Here is a 19,752-nt window from a genome sequence, read left to right as displayed (position 1 = left end):
TTAGTTTTAGTGAAAAGAATCTATAATTTTTATGGATTCTTTTTTTGTTTAAAGTGTTAAAGTTACATTTTTACTTTGATGGTAAATATAAATTACTGATATTAAGGCTTATTAACACACTTCTTATTAACATTACCTGTTTATATGACCGTACACTCTACTAAATCTTATTATCAAAATTCTTTCATTACTAAGTCTACACTTACTTTAAATTATTCTTTGTCAACTGTTAATCATCAAACCACAAACGAGAAAATAACACTAAACGAATGCAAATCATTGCTTTATGAACGTTTTCTATTTTTAAGAAAAACAAAAAGGCAAGTGTCATTACAAGATTGTATTGATGAACTATCTAAAGAAATACCTTTGGATATTCTAAAAAAAGTTGATCTCCTATAATTAGAAAGAATTTGCAAGTACCAGTCTCAGATTGGTACTTTTTTTTGTTTTTTAACTTTTTGTTTTTTTAATATTTTTCTTTTTTCATTCATAATGAACGAATTATATCATCCTTAAAAAGTTCCCTTAACTTAGAAAAAAAACATTTTAAAATATAAGGATATAAAGTAATTCATATCACTTTTCTAATAAATTGTATATCATACGGTTATTAATATTGTACAATTGAAATATTTACAATTATTTAGAGTTATTAAACAAAGTCGCTCGGCCTTGAATAATATAAATATTTCGTTCCTATTAAATCGCAAGTCCCATGAATATATATCATAAAATTACATTAGAAGGAGAATTGAAGTATTCTGATATCAATTTCTCAGTGTTTTTAAAAGTTACTTCTAAGCACAACTTACTTAGATATGATGTAGAGACAAACGGGGAACGATTAACAGAGATCGAACGATTGAAGTTGTTGAAGATGGGAATCAATCAATTTGCTGAAACAAGAGTTTATGAAACCTTTTTAGAGTTCAGAGAACAATGTATAGAAGCAACATTGGAAGATTATTATACCGTCCTATCTAAAGAATTATCTTTTGACTTAATCAAAGATAAATTACTTGAGTTTGAAATTCTTGAAACAGAAGTAGAATTAAGAAATGCTTCTTAGTAAGATATTAAAATATTACAACCCATAAAATAGCTTATTGCTTAAAAAATTAGTTGGAAGTTTGTTTGTTAGTTGAGAAAGAACCTGTGATTTTTACAGGTTCTTTTTTTGTTTTATACCCTTGTATTTTTTCATTTTATGAGGAATATTTCAAGAAGAGAAAATAATATTCTGAAAAATATGACCGTGAGCTAATATTCATTTATTAAAACTTGTTTACTAAAAATAATGTATAATAGCCGTTTAAATGCGTTTAAAGAAAGAAAATGTTGTATTATTCCTTTATTCGTGTATCTTTTACTATTATTTTTTTGTGCACTTACTTGAAATTTACTTGTTTGCAAACGTGGATTTAACAAAGATCTACAAATAATTATATCGCTGACATTTTAAAATAGTAACCTAGATGATTATCAAATTTAACTTCGTTTATTCAGACCTATCTTCAAATGAAACAATTTACGGGACACTTAAAATAACACAATTAGAGGGTGTGATGACACCAATCTATGATGTGATTATTAACAGTGAAAACGAAGAAGTTGATACTACAGCATTATTCAATTTTGCATTACAACAATATGTAGAATCACGAATTTTTGAATTGTTCAGCCAATCTAGAAATTTAAATCTCTTCTATACTAGAGAAGATTATCAAAATATAATAAGTAGAGAAGCTCCATCATTTGTGGTTGATCGTGTTTTAGAGAACATGACATCACTGATCGAAGATGTTGAGGTGCGTCAGGCATCTTAGTGGATCTACTAATAACCTAAAGATTTTATTAGTTGAAAGTTTGTTTGTTAGTTTAGTTTAAGAGGAAAGAGTTTTCGAGTTTCGGGAACTCTTTTTTTTGCCCTATTGGGTCTAAAATAGAATATATTTATCGGATAAAAACCAAACTTGCATAGTAGTTGCATAGGAGTTTTATATCTTATCAAAATAGAAATCTAGATTAATGCCTCGTAATTTTTTTTATAAACTAATGATAGTTGCTTTTTTGTTGTGCTTTTCTAAAGAAGGAAAGGCTCAATATGCTGTATGGAAGGCAGGTATTGGATTTCAATCAGAAAATATTTTTTCAAGCAAATGGAAAGAAAGTATTTCGGCAGTGAATACCGCTACTGGAATTAGCAGTCCTGCTCCTAACTGGGGTTGGGGATGGAATTTATCTTCTGATTATTTAGTGAAAGATGGAATAGCTGTGGGGTTTCGATTTGCTAATACCTATTACTCTAACTCAACAAACTCTCCATTTCAAACGGCCTCATCTGAAGCAACTTTTGTGGATTTTACAATTTATGGAGATTTCTATCTTTTGAAATATTTCAAGAATCCATTTCTACCTTATTTTCAAGAAAGTTTTTTCGTGAGAGCAGCTCCTTCCTATCATACAAGTACAATTAGTACCTCTGGTCAGATGATAACAGAAACGGATACAATTTCAACTTCTGGAGGGAATGCAACTTCAGGTTTAGGTCTAGGATTAGGAGTAGGTTATACAAAATATGTCACTGATAGAATTAGTATTACAGGTTTGTTGAGTACTAACTTCTATTACGCTAGTTCATCCATTCAAATCCCTACTAACGGGCTTCTGGAGTATGGAGGCAGTACGAGTTCATCCTTTTTCCTTACAAGAATGTCTGCAGAGGTGAAGGTAGCTTATACCATCAAACAGCGAAAACCGCTTTGTCCTATAAAAACGTGTGGAATACAACAAGAACATTCTCATGCCGTATTAGGAGGTGCTGTGGTAAGAGGAAATATCTATAAGTATAGACAGAATCAGAAGTATGGTGATGTTCATAGAGGACAGCCCAACCGAAGTAAACGTAAGAAGACAAAGTCTGAAAAACAGCAACAAAAACTTCAAAAGAAAGAGAAAAGGAATAGAAAAAGGTTAAAAATTATTGGCGCAGGCCATTAGTTTTAATCAAATTAAGATAATAATTTCAGAAGAAGTACTACATTTGTATGTTTTATCATTAGCCGGCGTTTCTCTCATTAAAGAGAAGAACGAGATTAGTTGACCGGCGATAATAAATAGTTTATTACAAACACATTCATGACAATACACAGGGAAGGACATTCATTACTTATATCGTTATTAATTTTACTGACAGTCCTAAATGCGCCACTTTACTATTATATGCCTGAAGCAACAACAGTGCATGCAATAGTTTTAATAGTAAGTACTATATTATTTTTATTAATTCTTCAGTTTTTCAGAAATCCTAGAAGAACAATACCTCAAGGCGAAAACCTTGTCATAGCACCTGCCGATGGTAAGGTTGTTGTGATTGAGGAGACAAGTGAGGAAGAATATTTCAATGAGAAGAGAATTCAGGTTTCTATCTTTATGTCTCCGTTGAATGTTCATTTAAGTAAAAATCCTATCTCTGGAGTTGTAAAGTTTTTTAAGTATCACCCTGGTAAGTTCTTAGTAGCTTGGCACCCTAAGTCAAGTACAGATAATGAAAGAACTACTTTCGTGACTGAAAATAAAAATGGAATCCAAGTTCTTTACCGTCAGATTGCAGGTGCTTTGGCAAGACGAATCAGATGGTACGTGAAAGAAGGGGATGAAGTAAAGCAAGGTGAAGAGTTTGGTTTTATCAAGTTCGGTTCTAGAATCGACGTTTTCTTGCCACTTGATGCTAAAATCAATGTTAACTTAGAACAAAAAACTAGAGGAGGCGAGACAATTATTGCAGAATTGCCTTCAGCATAGTATAAAAGACGATAAAAAAAGCTCATTAGACAGTTGATGTTTAATGAGCTTTTTTCGTTTAGATCGTTATGCTCAGACCGTCATAACTTATTGATACATTGTTAGGTAGTGTTTTTTCTACTTCGGAATGTAATCCAAGGTTGTGACTTATATGTGTAAGGTAGGCTTGTTTAGGTTTTAATTCCTCAATGACCTCAAGTGCTTCTTCTAATGTGTAATGAGATTGATGGGGTTTATGTTGTAAAGCATTCAAAACTAAAACGTCTAAATCTTTCAGTTTTTCCATCTGATCAGGATCAATTCTATTGGCATCTGTGATATAGGCAAAGTTTTTAATTCTGTATCCCATCACAGGTAGCTTTCTGTGCCACACTTCCACAGGAGTAATTAAGGTGTCTCCAATTGTGAAATTTTCATCTTTTTTGATTTCATGAAGATCAACCGATGGAACGCCAGGATATTTGTCTTCCACAAACATATAACTGAACTCCTGTTTAAGCTGATTGAATACTCCTTCAGTGCCGTATAGGTTAATTGGCTTCATGTTATTCAGAAAATAAAAGCCACGGATGTCATCCATTCCTGCTGTGTGATCTTTATGCTGATGTGTGAAGATCAGCCCATCTAGCTTTGTAATTCTTTCTCGAAGTACCTGCTGACGGAAATCGGGACCAGAATCGATAATAAGACTTTTATGGTCATCTGTTTCAATATGAATAGAAGAACGCAGCCTTTTATTTTTAAATTCTATGGATTTGCAGACTTCACACTCACAGCCAATAATGGGCACTCCTTGTGAAGTGCCAGTACCTAAAAATGTAATTTTCATAATTACCAAAAAAATGAAATTGTAATTACAGACTGAACCCTTCTTGAGTTACAGTTGCATAAAGTTCTTGGTTTTTCTCACTGAGTACAGAACTGTCAATTGTGATCTGATTGAGGATATCAATCATAGATTGAATTTTCCCTTCCTGACTGTAATATTTATTGATAATAGCCACTTTGGCATTTTTGATCAAACAGTATCCTGATTTGAAACTTCCCTTTTCGTATCGAAGGTTGTATTCTGTTTCAGCAAATAAATCTTCAAGTTTTGTTTGTAAACCTTTAGTGGGTTTAAGAATAACCTTTTTCGTATTAGACATAAAAAACTGAATAAATTACAGTTTGCAATGTAACTTATTCAGTTGAAATCTTCGCAGGGAAGTAAGGATTTTTAATTATTTGTGACTTTGTTTACCACATTGACTAGGTTGTCGAAGTTCAATGGTTTTGGTAAATATTCGTTGATGCCCACAGCTTTGAAGTCATCCATGCTGTAATTTTTCGCATTTCCAGTAATAGCTACAATCGGAACATTATTTTTTGAGTCATCGTCTAATGCTCTAATTTTTTGAGCGCATTCCATACCATCCATAACAGGCATATTAATGTCTAGAAGTATAGCATCATAATGATCTTTATTAAGTTTGTCTAAAACTTGCTGACCATTTTTAACTGAAATGATTTCGTAATTTTGGAATTGTAAAACTTTGCGAGTGATATTTTGTATAACTGAACTGTCTTCAGCAACAAGTATTTTTTTCCCATTTGTAAATTATAGTTTCAGATTGATTACAGAAATTTAGACTTTTATGAGTAATAATAAATTTAGAATTCCTGTTTTTATTGTATTTACTAACTTTATGATAAAAATAAAAAAAATATTTAACGAAACTATCAATTGCGTTGAGTAGTCTTAAATAAAAAGAGAAATTCAGAGTTTATATTTTATAGAATCATATTTTAACCTCGATAATAAACATAATCAATTCCGTTTTTTATATGAACTTTTTAATGATAAAACCTTCCATTGTCCTATTTAATATTCTTTTAACTATAGGTCTTAATTTTCACCCTATTCATTTAAGTGTATGTGAAATGAATTATAATGAGGAGACAAAAGGGATGGAAATAGCGATGAAAGTGTTTTTTGATGACTTGGAAGATGCTATTGTGCTGAGTGGCGGTCCTGAATTGCATTTGTTTACTGAAAAAGAACACCCTCAGAGTGATGAATGGATTTTGAAATACCTTCAAGAAAACCTTCAATTAAAAATCAATGAAAAGGCAGTGAAACTGACTTGGGTGGGGAAAGAGACAGACGAGAAGAGAGATATACAATCGCTTTGGGTTTACCTTGAAGTGCAAAATATTAGAAAAGTGAAAGATCTTCAGGTGAAAAATACTATTCTTTATGATGTACATCAAGATCAGAGAAATATGCTCCACTTAAAGTGCAATGGGAAAAAAGTGAGTTGGTTGTTTGATATTAAAAAAATATCTGAAACAATTCATTGGTAATCATTGACAAATCTGCCAATTGATTTGTATATTAAACTAATGAATCAATCATTCAGGCTAAACCGATAGATGTTACGCATAGCATTACAATATGAAATTACAAACATACAAGCAGGTCAGTTTTATACTGATACTATTGTCAATCAGTTTCCTTTTTCAAACTCAAGCACTAGCCACTCACATTAGAGCTGGCGACCTTACAATGAGAAGAACAAATGATGCTTCTTTGACTTATGAGGTAACAGTAATTCTTTACAGAGATGTAACGGGTGTGCAGGCAGGTGAAGGGACTATCTCTTTTGGTGACGGAACCGAAAATGCCATTGTATCACCTGAAGATTTGGGCTTTACACAAGATGGAGAAACACAAATCATCCGGTATAGAGTAAGTCATACTTTCCCTTCAGCAGGAAATTATAAAGTGAGTTACTTTGAGAGAAACCGTAACCCAGGTGTGAGAAATATGGAAATTTCTTCAGAAACACCCTTTTTCATTCAATCTGAATTTATGATCAACCCTGTTTTGGGGTTGAATAGTTCACCATTCTTACTTATTCCTCCTGTAATTAAAGGTGCAGTGGGGCAGAAGTTCGTGCATAATGCAGGTGCTTTTGATGTGGATGGTGATAGTTTATCTTATCGTTTGACCGTTTGTTTGCAAGGTTCTGATACACCGGTGCAAAATTATCGTTTTCCAGACGATCCGAATGAAGATTGGTCAAGAGAAACGGAAGATTGTGAGGTGCCTCCAGTCTTTTATATTGATGAAATAACGGGTGATTTAGTTTGGAACGCACCTTTTGTTTTTGGTGAATATAATATTGCCTTTTTGGTTGAAGAGTGGAGAGACGGTATTCGTATTGGTGCAGTAAACAGAGATATGCAGGTGATTATCACAGATCCATTGAACCTTAGACCTGTGATTCAAACACCTCCAGATACTTGTGTGATTGCAGGAACTGAATTATATAAAACCATTTTTGCAGAAGATCAGGATGCACCACCTTGTTATAATCCAGACTCTACAGTGGAGTGGGGACCTCATCCTATTGAATTAAAAATAGCACAAAAGGACGTGAATATTGTTCCTTATGTTGATATGGGTTTTGATGTAAACTATTCAGGAATTAATAACAGCAAAGCGGATGGTGCATTTAGATGGACACCAAATTGCAGTGATATCCGTTCAGCACCTTATCAGATTACTTTTGAAGCACTTGACCAAGTGAAGGTAGGGGAAGATAATTTGGGTACACTAGAGAACTGGAATGTTCATGTTTTAGGGCCACCTCCTTTAGGTTTAACTGCAAATCCGCCTACTTCTGATGAGTTGCAACGCTATGATAATAAGGTTACCCTGACATGGGATAAATATGAATGTTCTAATGCTGAGAAAATCTATATCTACAGAAAAGTAGGGTCTTTTGATTTTGAACCTTCTTGTGAAACAGGTTTACCGAATTGGACAGGTTATCAATACATAGGGGAGATAGATGCTGATGAGGCTACTTATATTGATAGAAATGTGGAGCAAGGCGTGACGTACTGTTACAGAATTTATGCTGGCTTCCAATCTCCAAAAGGTGGAGAAAGTGTGGCTTCTGCTGAAGCTTGCGCCTTTATACCAGATTCACAATATATTGTAAATACAGATGTGAATGAAACGGGATTGGATGATGGAGAGATTTTAGTGAGATGGACCACTCCTTTAGATATCGCTGATTTATCTACAGTTCGATACAATATTTACAGAGGTGAAGGGGTAGAAAAAGCAGAAGATAGTGAGTATATCAAATTAAACAGCAATCCTCTAGGTGTGAATGATACCACTTTTACGGATCGTTTATTAAATAATACGAATATACATTATCATTACAGAATTGAGTTATTAGAAAACGGTGCTCCTTCTGATACAACCTACATTGCTAATTATGTAAGACTTAGAGCGAGTTCGGGGATTGATTATGTTGATCTTTCTTGGGGAGGGACAGTGCCTTGGAACCTCACGCCTGATTCTGTAATTCTCGCAAATGGTCTTACTGTTGGAGTTTATCACTATATCTACAGAAGAGTGGAAGGTGATGAAGAGAATTATTCATTATATGATAGTGTATATGTCAATAGAGAAGGATTAAGATATACGGATAATGGAACAGCACTTGATCCATTGGATGATAGAAAACTGTACTCTTATTATGTGTCAACCGTAGGTTCTTATCAGCAGCCAATAATTGCTGAACCTTTAATTAATAAGACACAGGAATTGACAGTTGAATTACTGGATACTATTCCTCCTTGTCCGCCAATTTTGTCATTGAGGAATCTGGAAGAAGGTATTTTGATGGATAGTTGTGTAGCCGGACCGGATAGAGATGGAGAGCGATTCTGTGGTAAAGACCGTTTTTCTGTCGAACTATCCTGGACAAATCAGTTAGGAGGAGATTGTGATGAAGATATTGTGAAATATAATATTTACTTCTCTCAAAGGCAGGCGTTGACAAAATCAGATTTTGGAGCTCCGTTGACTACAATTGATCACCCTTCAGATCGACCTCTGAGTGCTCGCGTACTATATGAAATCATGGACAGAGAATTCGTCGCTGGATCTTATGCGGTGACAGCTGTTGATAATTCTGGTAATGAAAGCAGGTTGAGTAATATAATTGTTCAAGACAACTGTTATTATTATGAGTTGCCAAATGCATTCAGCCCGAACGGCGATGGAATTAATGATACATTTATTCCGATGCGATGTCCAAGATTTGTGAAAACAGTGATATTCACCGTGATTAATAGATGGGGATCTGTAGTATATGAATATAATAGTGATGAAAATAATGGTAATATTGAAATCAATTGGGATGGAAAAACCAAAGGAGGACATACACTTGAACCTGGTAATTACTATTATGAAGCGGAGTTGACAAATTACAGATTGGATACCAATGACGAAGAAGTCAAGATTAAAGGAGCATTTGTAATATTAAGAGGTAAAAGTCAAAACGGTAAATAATACTTATTACATAGGCTGGAAAAGCATTGGAGTTGATAAAAATTCCAAACTCGTAATATGAAAGTATATGTTTTCATTAAAGAGTGGTTTCAAACATGCTCTTAATCATAAAATAATTCTATTTTTGTAAAAGTATTCTAGTAATAGGATACTTTTACTTTTTTAGAGGGTTCTATTTTTAGAGAAGGTCTATAGTAATTCCAAAATAAGTGAGCAGAAAGTAGTGTAAAATTACGGACTAATCACAGCGGTAAACCAGAAACAAATCAAATGAAATTAAAAGTCATCATAAGTGGAGGCGGTACTGGAGGACATATTTATCCTGCTATTGCAATTGCCAATGCAATTAAAGAACAGCGTCCTGAAACTGATATTCTTTTTGTAGGTGCAGAAGGAAGAATGGAGATGGAGAAAGTACCTGAATCAGGTTATGAAATAATTGGTTTGCCTATTGCTGGAATTCAAAGAAAATTGACTTTGAAGAATCTTTCTTTTCCTTTTAAACTGATCAATAGTTTATGGAAAGCAAGCAACATTATTCATGACTTTAAGCCTAACGTGGTAGTTGGTGTAGGTGGTTATGCAAGTGGACCGATTATGTGGAGAGGTCAATCGAGCAAGATTCCTACAGTGATTCAGGAACAAAATGGTTATGCTGGGTTAACGAATAAAATATTGGGAGGAAGAGCAGAAAAGATTTGTGTTGCTTATCCAGGTATGGAATATTACTTCCCTAAAGATGTGATTTCATTTACGGGTAATCCTGTGCGTCAGGATATCGTGGAATTAGAAAGCAAGAAGGAAGAAGGTTATAAAGAATGGAATTTTGATCCGAATAAAAAAGTAGCTTTTGTTTTCGGTGGCAGTTTGGGCGCTTTGACATTAAATGAAAGCATGGCCAAAGGTGTTCAGAAATTATTGGATGAAGGTATTCAAGTCATTTGGCAGACGGGTAAATATTACTACGAAAAGTACCATTCAGAATTTGGAAAAAAGGAAGATTTACATCTGGTGTCATTTATTAAAAATATGGCCAATGTTTATGCTATTTCTGATATTGTAGTAGCGAGAGCCGGTGCGTTGTCTATTTCTGAACTTTGCTTAGCAGGGAAACCTTCTATTTTGGTGCCTTCACCTAACGTGGCAGAGGATCATCAAACAAAAAATGCTACGGCTTTGGTAAATGAAAATGCAGCCGTTCTTGTAAAAGATACTGAAGCAAGAGAAAAATTAGTAGACGAAATGCTATCGCTTATGAAAGACGAAGAGAAATTGCAATCATTGAGTACAGCGATCCATGGTTTGGGAAAACCAAACGCGGCAAATGACATTGCAAATACAGTCATTGAAGCGGCAGAGCGTCATTATAAAAGAATGAATTAATAAAGAAATGTTACCTGCATACATATATTTTTTAGGAGTCGGAGGAATAGGAATGAGTGCATTGGCACGTTGGTTTAATGCCAATTCCTACGAGGTGGAAGGGTATGATAAAACCCCTACAGATCTAACAGTAAAACTTCAAGAAGAAGGAATTAATATAGTTTTTGATGACAGTAAAGAAGCATTGTCTGAAAAATTATTATCCTTACCCAAGGAAGATGTATTGATTGTATATACACCAGCAATTCCATCTTCACATCAAGGAATGCAATACTTGAAAGAGAATGGCTATACCTTGAAGAAGAGAGCCGAAGTACTGGGAATGATCACCAATGATAGCTTTACGGTGGGTATTGCAGGTACACATGGTAAGACAACAACCTCTTCCATGCTTTCTCATATTCTGAAGCATGCAGGTAAAAATGTTTCAGCTTTTTTAGGAGGAATCAGTACAAATTATGGTACTAATATGCTGTTAGGTGATAACAGTAAATCGGATCATATTGTAGTAGTGGAAGCAGATGAATTTGATCGCTCATTTTTACAACTTTCTCCCAATGTCATTGGGGTTACAAGTTGTGAGGCTGATCATTTGGATATTTATGGAGATGAAGAGGCTGTTTTTGTTTCCTTCCAAGAATTTATCAATAAACTTCCTCAAGACGGACAACTGTTTTTAGAGAAGAGTATCAAGAAATTAACTCCTCAAGGTAAAGTTGCTTTGACTACTTATGGTATTGAAGGTGGAGATGTGTATGCTGAAAACCTTCATGTAGCCAATGGTGCTTTTGTTTTTGATGTGAAAATTAATGAAATAAAGCTTGAAAAAGTAGCTCTTCAAATGCCTGGCTATCATAATGTAGCCAATGCATTACTGGCGATGTCTATTGCGTTACAAATAGGAATTACTGCTGAAGAGGTAAGAAAAGGTATTGAAAGCTATAAAGGAGTGAAAAGACGCTTTGAAAAGTGGGTAGATACTCCAAATAAAGTGTATATTGATGATTATGCACATCATCCTACAGAGATTACTACTTTTATCAAATCGCTGAAAGCCTTATATCCTGAAGAGAAAATTACTGTGGTTTTCCAGCCTCACTTGTATTCAAGAACAGCAGACTTCGCGGATAACTTTGGAGAGAGTCTTTCTTTAGCAGATGACGTTTGGTTATTGCCGCTTTATCCTGCAAGAGAAAAATTTGTAGAAGGGGTAAATTCTGAAATGCTCCTAGGGAAGATCCTTCATAACAATAAACGTATTGTACAAGATGAGGATTTACTAGAAGAAGTGAAGAAATATGATGGTAAAGTTATTGCCACTGTAGGTGCTGGAAATATTGATCGTTTTATAAAAGATATAGCTCAAATTCATAATGAGTAGTCTATGAAAGAGAAGAAATCACTATCCAATCTGTTCTCTCAAAAGGGAATTGGGAGTATTTTGGTACTTATTGGCTTACTAATTGTTTTTGTACTTTACACAGTTACAAGAAGAAATGTTTATTCTACAGATGGACAGTTAGTGATCAATGTGACCAACTATAATGCTCCTCGTTTTGTGGAAGATACAGAAGTAAAGGATGCTATTACAAAAATGAATCTGGAGCGGAAAGACCTCAATCAAATTTCAATTAAAGAAATAGAGAACTCTCTCAATGCTATTCAATTTGTAAGGAAAGCAGAAGTTTCTCGTGATGTTTCAAATAACTTGATTATTGACATAGAGCAAGATAGACCTATTGCAAGAGTGATTACACCTTCGGGGAAATCTACTTATGTCAATAAAGAAGGAAAGTTAATTGGCCTTTCAAAAAAATATGCGGCGCGTGTATTATTAATTACAGGTGAAGGAGCGGAGAAATTAATGTCACACAAATATTGGAGCGAGGAAGTTTACGGTCAAAACTTATTGTATTTTATCAATAAACTAAGCAACGACCGTTTTTGGAATGCTCAGCTGACACAACTTGATTTAAACCGAGATATGTCGATCATAGCTTATCCTCAAGTAGGCAAAGAACGCATTGAATTTGGAAAACCTTTGGCTTTTGATCAAAAACTAGGAAAATTAAAAGTATATTACAATACTATATTAACCTCTAAAGGTTGGAATGTCTACAAAAAGATCAAGTTGCAGTATGACGGTCAAATTGTATGTAACTAAGCTTGTTATCAATACGAATAGAGCAGTTTAAAACGTACTCTCAATAATTTCGATTTGAATAATTTGCTTTTTTGGCTACATATTAGGAAATTTTGATTTTTTAATAGTTTACGGATTTATAATCCTTATTTAATAAATTAAACCCACTAATTACTCATCATAAATTTGTTTAGAGTATGGAAGAAGAAAAGATAATCGTAGGGCTTGATATTGGAACTACAAAGGTGTGTGCTGTAGTTGGCAGAATGAATGAGTATAATCAATTGGAGATACTCGGATTAGGTCATTCTACTTCAGAAGGTGTTCGTGATGGTACGGTGAGTAATATCGCTAAGACTACGGAGGCTATCGACCAAGCAATCACTGCCGCAGAACAAGACTCGCAAATTGAGATCAATGTAGTAAATGTGGGTGTTGCAGGGAAGCATATTAAAAGTTTCCGTCAACATGGAAGTATCACTCTTCCACATCAAGAAGACGAAATATCAGTAACTGATGTTGAGCGATTGACCAACGATATGTATCGTGTGATCACCGAACCTGGTACTGAAATTATACATGTATTGCCGCTTCACTATACTGTTGATAGTGAGGAGAAAATAAAAGATCCTGTGGGTATGGCAGGAGTGAAGTTGGAAGCCGATTTTCATATCGTTACAGCCAATTCCAATTCAATACGTAATATCAAAAAATGTATTGAAAGAAGTAACTTGGAGAACGATCAGATGATGCTTGAACCATTGGCTTCAAGTATGGCTGTACTGACGGAAGAAGAAAAAGAAGCAGGTGTTGCAATCATCGATATTGGAGGTGGCACAACTGATATTGCCATTTTCTATGACGGAATCATCAGACATACTGCTGTAATTCCTTTTGGTGGTGATATTATCACTTCAGATATCAAGCAAGGTTGTGCTGTAATGCAACATCAGGCAGAATTACTGAAAGTGAAATTTGGTCAGTCGATGGCTGTGAATACCAATGATGCAGATGTTGTTGAGATTCCGGGTATCAATAACAGAACGCCCAAAGAAATCTCTATCAAAAACTTGGCTTATATCATTGAGGCAAGAATGGAGGAGATCATTGATCTGATTCAAGCAGAATTAAGAGCTTCGGGTTATTTAGATAAATTGGCTGGTGGATTAGTTTTAACCGGTGGTGGTTCTAAATTGAAGAATATTCAGCATTTATTTGAATATAAAGTAGGGTTAGACACAAGAATTGGTTATCCAACAGCGTTTCTAGGAAAGAGTGACCGTTCTGAAAAAGTAAAGGATCCAAAGTTCTCAACAGCTTTAGGATTGGCTTTAGCAGGATTTAAGGCATTAGACCAAAGAGAACTGGAAAGACCAAGAAGTATTTACCAACAGGATGTAAAAGTGGAAGGAACTTCAGATAGAGTGAAGGTATCTGAAACTTCAGGCCCAAGAGGAAAGAATATTTTCTCTGATTTCCTTCAGAAAGCGAAGGATTTGCTGATTGATGACTATGATGATACAGAAGATTATAAAGATTAAGCAATAAAATTATAACTTAATTGGATTGTTTTTATTAATTCTGTATTTTCATTGGTGAAAATGACCATGTTCTACTCAAAAAGTGGGATAATGTGTCATTTTTTACAAATAATGCTATTATTTTAGCATTTCGAATTTTTGATATGAATAAGCAGCCCATTAGTGGTTGAATAAATAAATTTTTTAGAATCTATGGCTGATACGAGCTACGAGTTTGATATGACAAGCAACCCTACAGCTAACAAGATCATTAAGGTGGTCGGTGTTGGTGGTGGTGGCGGTAATGCTGTTCGTCACATGTATGAACTTGGAATCCATGATGTAGATTTTTTTGTGGCTAACACAGATAGACAAGCATTGGAATCAAGTCCAGTACCCAACAAAATTCAATTAGGAGTTGAACTTACTGCAGGTTTAGGAGCAGGTGCAAAACCAGAAATTGGTAGAGAATCTGCAATGGAAACAAAAGATGAGATAAAATCATTCTTGTCCAATGGAACTAAAATGGTTTTCATCACTGCTGGTATGGGTGGCGGAACAGGTACAGGAGCCGCTCCTGTGATTGCTGAAATTGCAAGAAGCTTGAATATTCTTACTGTTGGTATCGTAACGATGCCTTTCAGATTTGAAGGTAAGCCAAAAGAAAGAAGAGCTCTTCAAGGAATTGAGGACTTGAAAGAACACTGTGATACTGTTCTTGTGATTCTAAACGAGAAATTGAAAGAGGTATACGGACGTTCTTCAATGAGAGAAGCGTTTGCTCAGGCTGATAATGTATTGGCACGTGCAGCGAAGTCTATTGCCGAAATCATTACTGTAGATGCATACATCAACGTGGACTTTGAAGATGTGAATACAGTAATGCGTGATGCTGGTACTGCCGTAATGGGCTCATCAATTGAGTCAGGTGAGGACCGTGCAATCCGTGCTACTGAAGCAGCAATTGCTTCACCATTATTGAACAACACTGACATCACTAATGCTAAATATATCTTGCTTAGCCTTGTGGTTAGTGATTACGATAACTTGGATATGAGCGAGTTGGAACAAGTGACAACTTACATCCAAGAAAGAGCTGGAGACGAGGCCGAGGTTATCTTTGGTGTGGCTAAAGATGAATCATTGGGTGATGCTATCAGCGTAACTGTAATTGCTACAGGTTTCGAAGAAGATAAAGACGTCAAAACGACCGGCGATTTTTTTAGCAAAGGGGAGTCAGGTACACAAAGCACTAGAATAAGTACGCCTATTCCAGTAGCAAAACCTACTTCAGAAGTTAAGGAGGAAAAACCTCCGGTTGTTGAAGAGAAACCTGTGGAGGAGGAAAAGCCTCAGCAAGTTGAAGCTTCAGCGGCTCCCCAACCAGTGGAAAAAGAAGAGCCTAAAAAGGTAGTATTTTCTTTAGAGGACGATTATGTTGGGAATGATGTAACTCCTGAACCTAAAAGTCCAGTAACTCCTGATGAGACTCCAAAAGAAGCTCCTCAGCTGAGCAGTTACAAAAAGTTTGAATCAGTAAAGGATATTTCAAATGAAGATATGAAAGATCTTCGCGATATTCCTGCTTATATGAGAAGAGGTGTAAAGCTAAACCCTCCATCATCAGAACAGGAAGGAGCAGAGTAAATCATCCTTTTTCCATATAAAAAACGCCATTGAAAGTTAAATTTCAATGGCGTTTTTATTTATTGAGCTTTTTGCATCTACACAGCTCCTTTTTTATTGAGTCTATGTTTGTAAACTAGATTTAGTAATGTTCCCGAAATAACGAGGAACATTCCAATAATAACTTCTAAAGTGAAGAATTCTCCAAAGAAATACATTCCGTAAAGTGCTCCATAAATGACACTCGTATAATTCATACTTGAAACGGTCAGTGCATCATCATCAGATTGATAGGCTTTCGTTAATAATATTTGCCCAATTTGTGATAGTACACCAATACTTAATAAAGCCGCCCATATTTCAATTCCTTCAGGAACAACCCAGTCAAAGTAACTCCAAATACCTGTGATAGGAACTGCCACAAATGGGAAATAGAAAACCACAACAACGGGATGTTCTTTTCCTTTTAGTTTACCGATGACGGTATAAGCTGCAGCAGAACCAATAGCACCTAATAATGCAACGGTTAGAAATACTGGATCTACTCTAGGATCAAAACCTTTTAAGAAAACCACACCCACAATACTGATTCCTAGAAATAAAAACTGAAGTGGTTTTAGAGGTTGTTTCAAGAAAAGCATGGCAAAAAGTGCGGTAAACAAAGGGGCTAAATTTTGTAAAACAACAGCTGTAGCAAGAGGAAGATTCTGGAAACTGGCAAATACTAATACAAGAGAAATTGTTCCAAAAAAACCTCTCAGTAAAAGCATTTTTTTATTATTCCCCCAAAGGTAAACCCCCGCTTTTTTGAGTGTCACATAGCTAAGAACGAGAGAGGTAAGTGCTCGGAAAAAAACGACTTCTTGAGGTGGTATTTGTGGAATTGCCTTTACAATCAACTGCATAGTGGTCATCACCAATGATGCTAAAAGCATTTGTTTGACGCCACTCCCAACTTTTATATTCATTATTTTGTTAAGATTTTGCTATTCAAACCCCAAAAGTAGTGGATTCCAAAGGCTTGAATACCAATTTTTAGTTTTTATTTGTCAATAGAGGCTGTGAATTGATAATAGTCAGTTGTGAATTCAATTTTGCTGACGAAATTTGTATCAATCTATTATAGACATGAACATGCACTCAAACGAAAATATAGAAACTTGTTATCACTGTGGGGAGGACTGTACAGATGAAATTATAAAAAATGAAGAAGGTAAATCATTCTGCTGTAATGGCTGTCATATGGTTTATGATCTTTTGAAGGAAAATAATTTATCTGATTACTACCGCCTGAATAATCAACCTGGTGTAAAACAAAAAGGAAAATCTCAACGAGAGAAATTGGCTTATTTAGATGATGAGACCATTATTAAAAAGTTGATTGATTTTTCTGATGGACGAATTGCCCGCCTTAGTTTTTATCTTCCGCAAATTCACTGTTCTTCATGTATTTGGCTGTTGGAAAAGCTCCCTGAATTGAGTGAAGGAATTGCAGAGTCTAAAGTGAATTTCTTGAAAAGAGAGATTTATGTGACGTTTTTGGAAGAAAAACTTTCTTTACGTGATGTAGTGGAACTGCTGATCAATTTAGGATACGAACCATTGATCAACCTTGAAGACTTAGAGAAAAATAAGAAAAATAAAGCGAAAAAGGCACAAGAAAAGTCTTTTTATATCAAGCTTGGCATTGTAGGTTTCTGTTTTGGTAACATTATGATGTTGAGTTTTCCTGAGTATTTAGGGATTACGGTAGAAGATCAGCATTTTATTGAGCTTTTTGGATATTTGAATTTAGTGTTGAGTATTCCAGTTTTCTTTTATGGAGCTAGAGATTATTTGACATCCGCTTGGCATGCATTGAGACATGGAGGAGTGAATATTGATGTGCCTATATCATTAGGTATTTTCGCTTTGTTTTTACGTTCAGCCTATGAGATTTTATCAGATACTGGTGCGGGGTACTTAGATTCTTTAGGTGCTCTGATTTTCCTTTTACTGATAGGAAAGTGGTTTCAGCAGAAGACTTTTGATAATATTTCATTTGAAAGAGATTATAAATCTTATTTCCCTATTGCCATCACAAGAATTGTGAAGGGTATCAATGAAAACATTCCACTATCTAAGTTAGAAGTTCATGATACATTGCAGATTAAGAATGGTGAGCTAATACCTGCTGATTCCATTTTGAAAAAAGGAGAAGGGAGAATTGATTATAGTTTTGTAACTGGAGAATCAGTTCCCATCCGAAAAGTTTCTGGCGATCTTTTATATGCCGGAGGAAAGCAGACGGGAGGTGTGATAGAAATTGAAACCACCAAAGAAGTTTCTCAAAGTTATCTGACTCGTCTTTGGAATGAACAAACTTTCCAAGAAGAAGCGATAAAGGATTTATTACAGTCCAAAACCAATGTGTTAAGTAAGTGGTTTACCATTGCCATTTTAATAATAGCTTCCATAGCCGGTGCTTATTGGTGGTCTGTTGATGGTGCAAATCATGCTGTTAATACATTTACGGCCGTTTTAATTATAGCTTGCCCTTGTGCATTGGCTTTGAATGCCCCATTTGCATTAGGAAATGCGATGCGAATAATGGCTCGTTTTGGGTTATATACAAAAGATACGATTGCTGTTGAAAAAATGGCGGCAGTAAACCATATTGTCTTTGATAAAACAGGAACGATTACCTCAGCAAAAGAACAATCCATTTCATTTGAAGGAGAAGAATTATCGGAAGAACAATTACAACTTGTATACGCTGTGACTTCTCAATCGACTCACCCTGTCAGTAGTCGAATTGCTCAACATTTAAAGCAGTTAGATAAAAAACTGAAGGTGGAAAATTTTGAGGAAGTACAAGGAAATGGTATTCAAGGAGAGGTCAATGGACATGCTGTTAAACTTGGGAAAGCTTCTTTTGTGAATGCAGATAAGGCAGGGAAGAAAACTTTCCAAACGGTTTCGTATGTCAATATCGATGGGAAAGTGTATGGCAAATTCTTGTTAGCTCAATCCCTTCGCAATGGAGTAGATACATTATTATCAGACCTTCATGAAAGAGGTTATAAAATCTCTTTATTATCAGGTGACAACTCATCTGAGAAAGAGAAATTATCAAAATCTTTCCCAGAAGGGACTGAAATGCATTTTGATCAATCGCCAAAAGATAAAATGGACTTTATAAAGAAGAGTCAGGGAGGAGGAGAAACAGTATTGATGATTGGTGATGGATTAAATGATGCAGGAGCTTTAAAACAGTCTGATGTAGGTATTGCAGTGGCGGAAGATGCTCATCAATTCTCACCAGCTTGTGATGCTATTTTAGCTGCTCAAAAGGTAAATCAACTGAACCGTTATTTATCTTTCTCAAAGATAGCCATGGTGATGGTGTATTTAGGTTTTGTTGTTTCTTTGTTATACAATGTGCTAGGCTTATCCTATGCTGTACAAGGAAACCTTTCACCTTTAATTGCCGCTATTTTAATGCCATTAAGCTCTATTTCAGTGGTGTTGTTAGGGACGATTGGTACGACTTGGTTTGGGAAGGTGTTTTTGAAGAAATAAAATTAAAACTGCGTTGATTATTTTAGATTATTCTATTGCAACATAGTGTAATGCGAAAATAATTGCTGTAATGTTTATATATTTGGAGTTTATCATGGTATTTATAATTGATATTAAAAAGACTGTGATAAACTCTTTTTTTTAAGCTAAAAACTAAGTACTGTGACAGAAGAAAAGGGATGATTTTAGTTTAATATTTTTTATTCTAATCAAGGCAGATTTGCAGAGCATAGCCTTAGTTACGCGATAAAAATCTAACGAAGAGTAGGATAAAAAAGATAAGATAAAATGTACCTTTACTTTTGTCACAGTACTTAAGTACCTGGAATAAAAAAAAGGACATTTTATCTAAT

16 protein-coding genes are annotated in these 19,752 nt (G+C 35.0%); 12 read left to right on the top strand and 4 right to left on the bottom strand.

The window, feature by feature from the left end:
- Window positions 1–718 precede the first annotated feature (718 nt).
- The 4 genes from HHU12_RS11420 (at window position 719) to HHU12_RS11405 (ending at window position 3,807) form a co-directional block, all read left to right on the top strand.
- Window positions 719–1,072 carry a hypothetical protein gene (locus tag HHU12_RS11420; protein WP_169656872.1) on the top strand — a complete coding sequence of 118 codons (354 nt, stop codon included), beginning with the start codon at window positions 719–721 and terminating at the stop codon, window positions 1,070–1,072.
- 406 nt (window positions 1,073–1,478) lie between these two features.
- Window positions 1,479–1,829, top strand: a complete 351-nt coding sequence (locus HHU12_RS11415; RefSeq protein WP_169656871.1) for a hypothetical protein — start codon at window positions 1,479–1,481, stop codon at window positions 1,827–1,829.
- A gap of 229 nt (window positions 1,830–2,058) precedes the next feature.
- The gene (locus HHU12_RS11410; RefSeq protein WP_169656870.1) at window positions 2,059–3,003 is read left to right on the top strand and encodes a hypothetical protein; all 945 of its coding nucleotides are present in this window, start codon (window positions 2,059–2,061) and stop codon (window positions 3,001–3,003) included.
- A 138-nt stretch (window positions 3,004–3,141) separates the two neighbouring features.
- Window positions 3,142–3,807, top strand: coding sequence for a phosphatidylserine decarboxylase family protein (locus tag HHU12_RS11405; protein ID WP_169656869.1), 666 nt, complete (start codon window positions 3,142–3,144; stop codon window positions 3,805–3,807).
- 58 nt (window positions 3,808–3,865) lie between these two features.
- Here the strand turns inward: HHU12_RS11405 and HHU12_RS11400 are convergent, their stop codons facing one another.
- From HHU12_RS11400 to HHU12_RS11390, 3 genes are all read right to left on the bottom strand, one after another.
- Entirely contained in the window at window positions 3,866–4,636 is a 771-nt protein-coding gene (locus HHU12_RS11400; RefSeq protein WP_169656868.1) for an MBL fold metallo-hydrolase, read from the bottom strand.
- 25 nt (window positions 4,637–4,661) lie between these two features.
- Window positions 4,662–4,955 (bottom strand): hypothetical protein, encoded by a 294-nt coding sequence (locus HHU12_RS11395; RefSeq protein ID WP_169656867.1) that lies wholly within the window; start codon window positions 4,953–4,955, stop codon window positions 4,662–4,664.
- Between the two features lie 71 nt (window positions 4,956–5,026).
- Window positions 5,027–5,389, bottom strand: a complete 363-nt coding sequence (locus HHU12_RS11390; RefSeq protein WP_169656885.1) for a response regulator — start codon at window positions 5,387–5,389, stop codon at window positions 5,027–5,029.
- Window positions 5,390–5,634: 245 nt separating this feature from the next.
- Between HHU12_RS11390 and HHU12_RS11385 the strand changes: the two genes are divergently transcribed.
- From HHU12_RS11385 to ftsZ, 7 genes are all read left to right on the top strand, one after another.
- Window positions 5,635–6,153 carry a DUF6702 family protein gene (locus HHU12_RS11385; protein ID WP_317170471.1) on the top strand — a complete coding sequence of 173 codons (519 nt, stop codon included), beginning with the start codon at window positions 5,635–5,637 and terminating at the stop codon, window positions 6,151–6,153.
- Between the two features lie 91 nt (window positions 6,154–6,244).
- Entirely contained in the window at window positions 6,245–9,166 is a 2,922-nt protein-coding gene (locus tag HHU12_RS11380) for a T9SS type B sorting domain-containing protein (RefSeq protein ID WP_169656865.1), read from the top strand.
- Window positions 9,167–9,436: 270 nt separating this feature from the next.
- On the top strand, window positions 9,437–10,549 hold the full coding sequence (murG, locus tag HHU12_RS11375) for an undecaprenyldiphospho-muramoylpentapeptide beta-N-acetylglucosaminyltransferase (protein WP_169656864.1): 1,113 nt from the start codon (window positions 9,437–9,439) through the stop codon (window positions 10,547–10,549).
- 7 nt (window positions 10,550–10,556) lie between these two features.
- The gene (gene murC, locus HHU12_RS11370; RefSeq protein WP_169656863.1) at window positions 10,557–11,930 is read left to right on the top strand and encodes a UDP-N-acetylmuramate--L-alanine ligase; all 1,374 of its coding nucleotides are present in this window, start codon (window positions 10,557–10,559) and stop codon (window positions 11,928–11,930) included.
- A 3-nt stretch (window positions 11,931–11,933) separates the two neighbouring features.
- Window positions 11,934–12,713, top strand: coding sequence for a cell division protein FtsQ/DivIB (locus HHU12_RS11365; RefSeq protein ID WP_169656862.1), 780 nt, complete (start codon window positions 11,934–11,936; stop codon window positions 12,711–12,713).
- 176 nt (window positions 12,714–12,889) lie between these two features.
- Window positions 12,890–14,233, top strand: a complete 1,344-nt coding sequence (ftsA, locus tag HHU12_RS11360; RefSeq protein ID WP_169656861.1) for a cell division protein FtsA — start codon at window positions 12,890–12,892, stop codon at window positions 14,231–14,233.
- A gap of 192 nt (window positions 14,234–14,425) precedes the next feature.
- Window positions 14,426–15,859, top strand: coding sequence for a cell division protein FtsZ (gene ftsZ, locus HHU12_RS11355; RefSeq protein WP_169656860.1), 1,434 nt, complete (start codon window positions 14,426–14,428; stop codon window positions 15,857–15,859).
- A 77-nt stretch (window positions 15,860–15,936) separates the two neighbouring features.
- Here the strand turns inward: ftsZ and HHU12_RS11350 are convergent, their stop codons facing one another.
- On the bottom strand, window positions 15,937–16,806 hold the full coding sequence (locus tag HHU12_RS11350; protein WP_169656859.1) for a DMT family transporter: 870 nt from the start codon (window positions 16,804–16,806) through the stop codon (window positions 15,937–15,939).
- 166 nt (window positions 16,807–16,972) lie between these two features.
- Between HHU12_RS11350 and HHU12_RS11345 the strand changes: the two genes are divergently transcribed.
- On the top strand, window positions 16,973–19,399 hold the full coding sequence (locus HHU12_RS11345; protein WP_240970922.1) for a heavy metal translocating P-type ATPase: 2,427 nt from the start codon (window positions 16,973–16,975) through the stop codon (window positions 19,397–19,399).
- The last annotated feature ends 353 nt before the right edge of the window (window positions 19,400–19,752 follow it).

This window comes from Flammeovirga aprica JL-4, from assembly GCF_012844305.1.
GTDB lineage: Bacteria > Bacteroidota > Bacteroidia > Cytophagales > Flammeovirgaceae > Flammeovirga > Flammeovirga aprica.
The sequence above is the reverse complement of the archived record's forward strand: the minus strand, read 5'-3'. Positions and strand labels throughout refer to the sequence as shown.